General features: G+C 67.3%; 7 protein-coding genes and 1 pseudogene. 3 read left to right on the top strand and 5 right to left on the bottom strand.

What is annotated here, in order from left to right; genetic code table 11:
- Positions 1-1,204 precede the first annotated feature (1,204 nt).
- The gene (locus tag AA75_RS31150; protein WP_033823668.1) at positions 1,205-3,751 is read left to right on the top strand and encodes a hypothetical protein; all 2,547 of its coding nucleotides are present in this window, start codon (positions 1,205-1,207) and stop codon (positions 3,749-3,751) included.
- 561 nt (positions 3,752-4,312) lie between these two features.
- Here the strand turns inward: AA75_RS31150 and AA75_RS48205 are convergent.
- Positions 4,313-4,738 carry a hypothetical protein gene (locus AA75_RS48205; protein WP_149038479.1) on the bottom strand — a complete coding sequence of 142 codons (426 nt, stop codon included), beginning with the start codon at positions 4,736-4,738 and terminating at the stop codon, positions 4,313-4,315.
- Between the two features lie 129 nt (positions 4,739-4,867).
- Here AA75_RS48205 and AA75_RS46195 point away from each other — a divergent pair.
- A pseudogene (locus AA75_RS46195) lies at positions 4,868-5,020 on the top strand (IS5/IS1182 family transposase); the annotation flags it as partial.
- Here AA75_RS46195 and AA75_RS51065 read toward each other — a convergent pair.
- From AA75_RS51065 to AA75_RS31130, 4 genes are all read right to left on the bottom strand, one after another.
- Positions 4,996-5,226 carry a hypothetical protein gene (locus tag AA75_RS51065; protein WP_199520457.1) on the bottom strand — a complete coding sequence of 77 codons (231 nt, stop codon included), beginning with the start codon at positions 5,224-5,226 and terminating at the stop codon, positions 4,996-4,998. The pseudogene AA75_RS46195 and the gene AA75_RS51065 sit on opposite strands and share 25 nt — an antisense overlap.
- Positions 5,227-5,464: 238 nt before the next feature.
- Complete coding sequence (locus AA75_RS50005) at positions 5,465-5,629, bottom strand: hypothetical protein (protein WP_158515591.1); 165 nt, start codon at positions 5,627-5,629, stop codon at positions 5,465-5,467.
- Between the two features lie 395 nt (positions 5,630-6,024).
- Positions 6,025-6,627 (bottom strand): hypothetical protein, encoded by a 603-nt coding sequence (locus tag AA75_RS31135; RefSeq protein ID WP_033823666.1) that lies wholly within the window; start codon positions 6,625-6,627, stop codon positions 6,025-6,027.
- Between the two features lie 528 nt (positions 6,628-7,155).
- Entirely contained in the window at positions 7,156-7,455 is a 300-nt protein-coding gene (locus AA75_RS31130) for a hypothetical protein (protein ID WP_233289274.1), read from the bottom strand.
- A 668-nt stretch (positions 7,456-8,123) separates the two neighbouring features.
- Between AA75_RS31130 and AA75_RS31125 the strand changes: the two genes are divergently transcribed.
- Entirely contained in the window at positions 8,124-9,188 is a 1,065-nt protein-coding gene (locus AA75_RS31125) for a serine hydrolase (RefSeq protein ID WP_206743458.1), read from the top strand.
- Positions 9,189-9,613: the final 425 nt, after the last annotated feature.

Genomic DNA, 9,613 nt, shown 5'->3' with positions numbered 1-9,613 from the left:
CGGGGCCCGTACCGTCTTCAGCTCGGCGAGCGGGATCGGCCAGGCATTTCATCCGTAGAAGTCCCGAGCCTCGCCGGACAAGCGGAGTAGGCCGTTAATCAACCCCGTACTACGGGTGAGCGTCATGTCTTCCGAGTGGTCGACTCGTTGTCGTCCTAGTGGAGATGTTGCGTGACGTGGAGCGGTGGGCGGCCTGGCTTGACCCTGCCGGGGATCTTGGCGTCGGCGGAGTCATCTGCCCAGGGCGCGCCAGGACTCTGCGCGAGGAACCGACTCTGTTGCGCATTTTGCTGCGGGGTGTTCGTCGGGTCGGAGGTGATCGTTACGTTCGGCCTGCCTGGTTTTGGGGCCCCATCTGACGGAGCGTGGCAGCAGATCGGGCGGCCAGCCAGCTGTAGTAGCTGGAGCGGGGCAGGCCAAGGACCCCGACACGACAGGGCGACCGGGTAGCCGTCGCCTTCCCCGGAGGCCCGGCCCTCGGGAATCCGGACAGCGACAAGTTCCTGGCGCCCGGCGGGGCCCGCGACACCGTGGCCCTGCACCCCGACGACGCGCCCGGCCCCCTGGACGACCCCGGCCACCTGAGGCACTGCGGCCGCCACAGCCCGGCCGGCATGAACCGCCGGTGCCCCCGCGGCGTACAGGTGGACACACTCGCCGAGGAGCGTCACCGACCCCACCAGAACCCGTGCGGCTTGCGGGCGTGCTTCCCCCAAACCCGGGCTCATCGGCGAAAGTCAGCCGCGAGGTGCCACACGCCCGGCTGCTCTCGGCAATCGGCTCTCCGCCCGACATGCCGAACGCGAGCCCACACCAAGTGGATCATGCGTCAGATGCACGACCGCCTGATTCGACCTCCACCCCCCCCACAAAATATGAGCACGCAGCGTCACTGCCGACTACGGAACGGAGCCTTGTCGCGGATACCTGGGCGCCCCGAGTTCGTGGAGTCCGCGATCGCGTGATCTACAGCCGCGTGGCCGACCAGCGTGAATGCCGCAGAATCAGGCCTTGCAAGAGCAATGGGGCGCGGCGCGCTTCCTGAAGTCATGCCCGTCCGGACAGTCAGGGCTGCCGGGTCGCGCTGTATATCTGGGTGTCCACGGTGCGTGTATCGGGTGGCCGCCGGACCCCTGACCGCGCGCCGATCCTCGCGTCCGGTGGATTCCGGGAATGGCGATGAGCTTCTGCGAGGTGTACCACCATGGAGTATCCGTATGGATACGATCCACCTTCCCTAGTTGAGGACGCCATCGACTCTGGCACGCCGATCACTTATTTTTTGAATAACGGGGGAGCCGTCGGAGGCCTTGCGGATTTCATCGTCGAGGTGTTCACACCCGGCGATGATGTCGAACTGCTCTGGGCCGGGCTGAGGACGATGCCCGCCTCAGACGTGGCGTCCGTCGTCACCGATCTCGCCGTTCTCCGTGACGACCTGGGCCGAGCCCTCATCGACGTGGCCGTCGCCGATGATCGCACGAGGGCGGCGGTGGGCGCGGCCCTGGTCTGCGACCACCGGACCTGCCCTTACGTGTTGGAACTTGCGGCCGGCCGGGCCCACCAGGTGGCCGAGGTCCTGTCCGCGGTGCCCGACCCCGAGTACGCCGGCGCCGTCCTGGCCGGCGCGGCGGAAAATGAGCCGTACGGAACGTACCTGGTCCTGCCGCAGTTGAGGGTGAGCGCGCCGAATACGTGGCAGCAGATGCTGGCGGCGGCAGTCAGGGCGAACACGGAAAAGATGGCGACGGCGGTGGGGTTGTGGCTCTGTGACGGGCAGGCTCCGTCGGCGGCGGTGGGGGCGGCGCTTGCGTGGACGTGGCCTGTTCAGGCGGTCCAGGTGCTGCGGACGGTGGCTTTCACCACCGGGATGCAGGTGGCGGCGGCCGCTCTCAAAGGTCTCCTGGACGCCTCCGACTCGGTGGGCCGTGTGGTGTGGTCCGGGCTCGGTGACGACCTGAACGCGGAGATCGCACCCGAAGCCGTCAAGGCAGGTGTACCGCTTTGGTTCCTCGTGAGGGATCTGCAGGCACAGGCCGGTGCGTTGGTGCTCGTCGGCTTCGCCCCGGAGCAGGCCTACGCGGCCCTGACCGCGGTAGTGGACGACGACATCCTCAACGGGTATGACCTGGCCGTCACGGCGGCGAGGTCGTTCCCGGCCCGCATGGCCAAGGTGGCCGAGCTGATGCTGCGCGAGGGTGAGCCAGAAGTCGCGGATCTTCTGGGCGGCCTCCCAACGGCGGCAGCGACCGAGCTGTTCACCGCCATCGACTGGGACACCGCCGGCGCACCCCGCCTGATCCGGCTGCTCGCCCGGCTGCGCGAAGGCCATCCGGCCGAGTACCACAGCCTGGCCCGGGCGCTGGCCACCGCAGACCCGGGCATCCTGGACACGGTGGGGAAGTCCCTGACCACCCAACGGCAGTGGATCCAGCTGGCAATGGCGCTGAACGATCTGCACAACATCCATGCCGCCGCGGCACTCCTGGTCTCGGTCGCCAAAGAAGACCCCGCAGGAGCCGTCGAAGTCCTGAGGCACCTCGTCCGTTCCGTCCCCGACGGGGCCCTGCAACCCGAGAGCGTCCTGGAAGTCGCCTTCACCCACCCCAAGGCCATGCTCCCCACCGCGATCCGCCTGGCCGCGCACCCCGACAACCGAATCATGCTCACCGAGTCGCTCCTCAACGCGGCGACCGCCGCCGAGATCTACGGCGGCATCATCAACGAAGGCATCGACCACCCGGAAACCCTCATCGGGCTCCTCACGATCGCCCAGGGAAGAGCCCCCCAGGCCACGGGCACGATGATGACCTCCCTCATCGGCCAGGACCAATACCGACAAGCCGTGGTCAGACTGGGCGCACAACTGCTCCTCAACGGCGCCGACGGAACGGCCCTGCTCGTCAACATCCTTCTCGCCGCACCGATCGACGGCGCAGCACGCCTGGGAGCCTCCTCCCTCATCCGCCTCGACACCCACGACGGCGGCGACGCCGACGGACACTTCGCCCGGCTCCTGCACAACGCACTCCACGGCCCCGGACAACCCGTCCTCGACGAGATCCTCAGCCTCCTCGGCGCCGAACGCCCCACCCTGCTCACGCGACTCCTCAACGGACTGGCTGGCGAGAACCCCCAGCAGGCCGCGGCCGCTCTCGGGACGATGACCCCCGAGGCCGCCGCAGCAGGCCTCGATGCGATGGCCCCGGAGCGTCAGGCCGCCCTCCTGGATCACCTGCCCGACGCCACCCTGACGGCAATGGCCTCTACATGGCTTGCTCGCACCTTGTTCCGGACCTTGTGGAAAACCGGCCGGGCGGAGCAGGCCATGATCTTCCTCGTCGCCATGGAACCCCGCGCTGCCGCCGAGGCCGTCACAATAATGGACAAGGCGATCAAGACTACTTTCCTGCTGCGGTTGCCCCACGCCACCCTGACGGCGATAGCCCGAGAATCCTCCGCAAGGGCGGCCAGTGAGCTGCTCCAGATCTTGTGCGAGGCGGGCAGAACGGAACTGGCCGCGACCATCATCCCCGCCATGGAACCCGGCCACGCCGCCAAAACCTTCACAATAATGAACTGGGCGAGAAAGGCCATCCTCTTTTCTGAACTACCCGACGCCGCCCTGACGTCAATAATCCGTCAAGTGCCGGATAAAACCACTGCCCGAATGTTCGGCTTGGGCCTTGAACGCATTGGCCACACCGGCAAGGCCGAGGTCGTCTACAAGGCCCTGCGAAAAGCGAAGTAGACGTGACTGAATCTCTTCCATCGGCAATGGCCTTGACGACCGCAGGCAGGCGGTGGAAGGACTGGGCTTCCGTGAGGTCGGGGGGCTGACGCCCACCCGCGGGGTGCCCGTCTCGGACGAGACGGTGCGCCGGTGGTGCCTGAAGATCGGGCAGGCCTACGGGAACGGGCTGCGGCGCCGGCGGCCCGCGGCCGGAGACACATGGTGCGCGGCCGAGGTGCTCGTGAAGATCAACAGCAGTCGGCGTCAGGGCCTGTTGCGAGCCGGGGCGGCCGCGGATGTGGACGCGTCGGGCGCGGGCGAAGGTGTATTCCCGCCAGGGCCGCAGCGCTGAAGCCTGGGATGCATGCGGTCCCATGCCAGCGCTTCGGCCTTCCCGTAGCGGGGGTCGGGCGGCCGGCGAAGTGCAGGGGGCGGCAGCCGGTGTCCACGGCGCGCACCGCACGACGGCGAAGCTCAGACGGGTAGGAAAACGGACGTGCCATGACTCGAATCCTGACACGAAATCGAGTCTCTATCGAACCCGGGGCGGTTCGGCCCGAGAATGGTCCAGAAGTTGATTCACATGTGAGCATACTTTGCATCGAAGTGAGCGAGGAGTGCGCGTGGCGTGGTCTTGCTAAGACTCGCCAGGGCTTCCCTTGCCTCGGTGAATGCTACATGATCTGGATCCTGGGTTGATATACCTAGGAGCGTTTTCGGCCCGACCCTTTCCCATGTGGCATTGAATTCAATCCACAATTCTTCAAGTGCATTGAACCTCTCAAGAGTCGCCTGACCGAGGCGTGCAATTTCTGCGAGGTTCTTTTCGTCCGACCCAGTCTCGATCCATGCGTTGGAGACGAGATGCCCCAGTACTTCACTGGTGAAAATATCACCGTAGTCGACTGCATAGCAGCACGCAGCGAGCATCTGCTGCAAGTCGAAGTTATATCTCGTCTTGGGTCCGAGTTCGGCGAAGTATGCCACGGCGTCGCTCGCGAACATTTCCGAAACAACTTCCACAAGTCCTGACCCTTCTCGTCGCCGATCGACCGGCTCATTCAAGCTATATGCCCATCCCGAAATACTCCATTGCCGTTTGGGTAACCATATTTGCCCGATTCCCTGCCCCTGCCGGGCCGCATCCACGACCTGACCGCGGCCCGCGCCCACGGCATCGTCCAGGGCTGACGCACCCGCGAGATCCTCGCCCTCGCCGACCGCGCCTACCGGGGCGCCGGCACCGCCGTCCGCACCCCCTACTACCGGCACGACGAACTCCCCGACACCGGTCGTGGCCGGCCGGTGCCCGGACCGCGGGCGCGGCCGTCCAGGTAGAGACCACCGAGCCCGCTGTCCTCACCGGGCACCGTGACCGCGGGCAGGACGGTCCAGACGCCGCCGGCACGGCGGCCGTCGACCTCGGCGTGAGCGTCGGCGAACAGCACGTTGCCGAGGTTGGTGCAGGCGGACGGCGTCAAGCTCCTGAGCACCGCGTCGAACTCGACCGGCTCACCACTTGCAACGGCGTCCGCCGGTAGACCGACCACGTCGTTGGAGACGGCGCCGACCTCGACGGTATCGGGTGTCCTGCACGGCCGGCTCGAGCGGGAACTCCTGCCATCAGCCCTTGACCTCCGAATGCAGGGTGACGGGCGGGCCGGCGCCGCCGTTGGCCGCACCGGCATGCGGCTTGCCCATCGGGGCGCCCAGGAGCAGGTGGACGTCCTTCTACTCCCCCGCCGGCACGGTGACCTTCCCGATGACGTCGGCCGAGCGGACACCCCTGCCCCGCTCTTTACGGAACGCCAGCGGAACCGTCTCCCACCTGCCGTTCAGGCCGTTGCGGGCCACAACGGCCATGAAGGCCGGCTCGACGGTGAGTTTGAGGACCACGGCCCAGGAGCTTCTCCCAAATCGCCCCGATGATCACGATCGGCCAGGCAACGGAGAAGAGACCGGAGATCATCCATGCCAGGGGCCGGGTGTTGACACCCTGTACTTCGTCGCCGACGACCTCACGCACCGCTGAACCGATGCGGACCGGCCGACCGTCCCGAATCCAGCTGTCGAGCGCAAAGACCGCCTGGGGGACCGCCAGGTACGCTGCACATCCGATGGCACCGACGACAATGCGTCTCATCACCAAACCCTTTCTCGCACGGTGTGTCCCTTCGAGGTTCTTTCGTCCCGCACGGGTGCGGCGGTTCGGCGCGGTCCGAGACAGCTCTGGTCGGCGTGATTCGGTCGGGACCGGCTGGGGTAAGAGTGGACGTCGCAGCGGGCGATGCTCAGCGGGTGATCCGTAGCGCTGCCCACCACAGCAGCAGCCCGAGAACGACCGGAGTGGCGAGCAGGACCATCCACCGGAACGTTCGGGCCTCGCGCCGGTCGTTCGACCGGATCCGCTGCCAGACCTCCGCCCTGGGCACCCAGTCGTCGCCGCGCAGCTCGACCCACGCGGCCCGGATGATCGCAACCTCCCGATCGACGTCGACGTTCCGGTCATCCACGTGCATCAGCTGCAGCCGTCCGCCCCTGCTGTCGTACGCGTACACGATCGTTCTGGGTGAGTTGGGGCAGAGGTCGGCACTCGGGTTGGGACTGGCTCGTATGTCCTGCACCTCTCTCCATCCCAGCGTCCGAGTGCGACCTGCGCGAACGTGGATTCCCTTGACATCCACCGTGGTCCTGTAACCACGAACGGATACCAGCAGCTTCCCGAAGAGCACCAGCAGCGACGACCCGGCCAGCAGTTTCACCCACCCCGCGATGGAACCGCTCGCCCATAACGGTTGCAGTAGAACGAATACCGACAACCCCGCGGCCGAGATGACGACCGTCGCCTTGCGTGCCTCGACCCGGTATTCACGCGGCAACGCCTGCATTCCCATGTCACGCCCTCACAGTCGTAGTTCGAAGGCCCCGGCACAGGCCGGGGGAAATCCTCACCGCAGATAGTCGCAATCCCGCACTCGTGGCCGTGGAACCACCGGCCGGAGTCGGCCGGGCGGCGACCCGGGCTCCGCGGTTCCCGCTCCGGACGCTCCGGAAGGGCACAGGGCCGCACGGATCTTCGGCTCCTACCCGGAGCTGACGTTCTTTCATGAGCCGGCACGTCCAGTCATGGTGGAGACGTCAGAACGACCGGTGCACTGTCCTGGAACCACGCGACGAGCTTGACCTGGACATCCGTGGCGAACGACGGCGGATACGACACCGACGGCGCACCGGAGACCGACGGCGCGCTCCCGGACGAGGCCTGATGGCTGGGGGGGGTGAGCCGCTGCTGCACGCGGCAAGGGAGATCGCAGAACCGGCGATGACCAGACCTAGCAGAAGCGACGCATGCAGTCTCCCTCGAGGAAGGATCCGAGACGGGATCGCGTTGCGGACGGTGAGCGATCGAAGCGGTCGGACCTCTAACGGGCGAACGTGAGACTTCCCGGTGAGGTGACGGGTTGCGGCGCACGGTACTCCAGTGAGATCTCCTGGCCGTCTGCGACCTCGATCCTGAGGGTGGCCTCACAGCACCGCGCTTTGAACATGTACCGGAAGAAGACCTTGACCTGGTGCACACCAGGGGCCAGCGGGACGAAACGGTTACGCCATGATCCACTCTCGGCCGTGCCGTCGACCTCCACCGTCAGAGGCACGAAAAAAAGGAAGAGTTGGAGTGGATTATGGCGGCCTTGCAGCGATATGCCGGTCGGTGCGGACAACCTACTTCTCCTGGTTCACTGACGCTTCGATGGTGAACGGCAGCGCAGCACGCCGGTCGACGGGCAGAGACCACTCCGCGTGGAATTGCGTCCTCGATTAGCAGCCATAACTCCCGAATGGTCATCATATAGAAGCTTTCTTAAGGCTTTGCAAAGTTATCCTGATGCTTCCCGTAGGGGATCCTTAGCCCGCCTTCGGCAGTTGGCGGCCTGCACGACGTGGCAGTGTGGGGCAAGCCCTACCCCCGAGTGTGTGGTGCACCCCAGTGACTGAGGGGTCGCCGGCCTGGAAGGGTGCGGGCATGACACCGGAACCCCAGCCCAAATCGCCTCGCCCCGGCCTGCACGGACATGCGCGTACCAGCCCTGCTCCTCGTCGGCACCGGGCCGGCCGCACCACGGTCGCGTCCCTCCTCGCAGTGTCCGGACTGGTCGCCGTCCTCGGTACGCCCGGGCAGGCGGAGGCGAGCACCGCCCGCACTCCGAACGCCGAGAAGGCGACCACGTTCTCGGCGGACGTCGTACCCACGAACGCCGCACCGGTCTCCGGCCCCTCCCCCGCCGCGGGGTACTACGCCCGGCCCGGCAGCAAGGCACAGCAGCGTGCCCGACTGGACCGGCTGGCACGGGCGCTGGTGGCCGCCGGCGCACCCGGCGTCATCGTGCGGGTGGACGACGGCCGTGGCGAGCCGATCGAAATCGCCGAACAGGCGACCTGGACCCTGCGGGACCACCGGATCCAGGTGGACGACGAGGTACGGATGGGATCCAACACCAAAACCATGATGGCCACCCTCGTCCTGCAACTGGTCGGTGAGGGCAAGCTCACCCTGACCGACCCGGTGGACAAGTGGCTGCCGGGCCGGATACCCAACGGCCGCGCGATCACGTTGCGCATGCTGCTGAACCACACCAGCGGCCTGTTCGACTACACGCAGGACCCCGTGATGCTGACCTCGATCCTGGGCACGGACCGCAGGCCGCGGTCCGCGGCGCAACTGCTCGACCTCGGCACCGGGCACGATCCGCTCTTCGCACCTGGTTCGAGCTGGTCGTACAGCAACACCGGCTACATCGCCGTCGGCGCCGTCCTGGAGAAGGTCACGGGGCAGAGTCTGGCGGATCTGGTCCAGGACCGCATCGCCCGGCCGCTCCGCCTCAAGGACACCTACCTGGCCACGGGCTCCACCTGGCGAGGTCCCCACGCCCACGGCTACGAACCCGATGCGGCCCACATGCCGCCGGACGTACCGGACGAGCTCAGGAACTACGGCGGAGCCCGCCACGACGGCCATGTGGACGTTTCCGCCAACAGCCCCTGGTGGGCCGGGGCGGCCGGCGCGGTCGTGTCCAGCGCGGCCGACTGGGACCGGTTCTACAATGCGCTGTTCGCCGGCAAGCTGCTGCCCGCCGCGCAGTTGGCGCAGATGCGCGCCACGGTGCCGATCTTCCCGGACCAGCCGGACGGGCCCGGATACGGGCTGGGCATCGAGACCGGCCAGACGGCCTGCGGCACGGTGTGGTCCCACGACGGCGGCATCCCCGGTTATCTGACGACCAATGCCACCGATCCGACGGGCACTCGTACGGCGTCGATCGTCATCTTGACGGAGGCGTTCGCCGAGACTCAGACGGCTTTCCCCGAGCTCGCACGAGCTGCGCAGGAGCTTCAGACAGCCGCAGTGTGCGGCATGTTCGACAAGTCGGCCCCGGCGGCTCCCTCGGCCGAATGACCACCGCCGGCTGACGGAAGGGCGATGCGGGAGTAGGTCGTCGCCGGGCTCCTACCCGGTCCCGTAGCGGACCGGTCGTGGAGGCGACGCTGTATCGCCACCGCGCCGCCCGGTCCGGGCCCGTGTGACAGCGCAACGCCGGACTCAGATGCGTTGCCGGGCCGGCTGCGCGAACGTCCTACGGCTCGGGAACGCGGCTCTCTACGGCGAGGGACGTCCAGGCGCTCGACGGCTCGCCCGGCGCCGAGGGGGAGACATGACGTTCCCGGGCCGGGGAGACCACCTGGACCTCATCGACGGGCTCGCGGGGCATCACGCCGGCAGGAGTACGGCCACGACGTGAGACTGACCGATGACGGGTGGCGCGGTCACTTCGTCACCGTGCGGCGCGACGGTGGCCAGGTGTGCGCAGCCGACCGGCCCGC

Origin of the sequence: Kitasatospora sp. MBT63, from assembly GCF_000710465.2 — a bacterium.
Taxonomy (GTDB): Bacteria; Actinomycetota; Actinomycetes; order Streptomycetales; family Streptomycetaceae; genus Kitasatospora.
The sequence above is the reverse complement of the archived record's forward strand: the minus strand, read 5'-3'. Positions and strand labels throughout refer to the sequence as shown.

Excerpts from the sequence above, each read along its gene's own strand:
- AA75_RS31150 (WP_033823668.1), top strand. The coding sequence starts at position 1,205 with ATGGAGTATCCGTATGGATACGATCCACCTTCCCTAGTTGAGGACGCC.
- AA75_RS48205 (WP_149038479.1), bottom strand. The coding sequence starts at position 4,738 with ATGTTCGCGAGCGACGCCGTGGCATACTTCGCCGAACTCGGACCCAAG.
- AA75_RS31135 (WP_033823666.1), bottom strand. The coding sequence starts at position 6,627 with ATGGGAATGCAGGCGTTGCCGCGTGAATACCGGGTCGAGGCACGCAAG.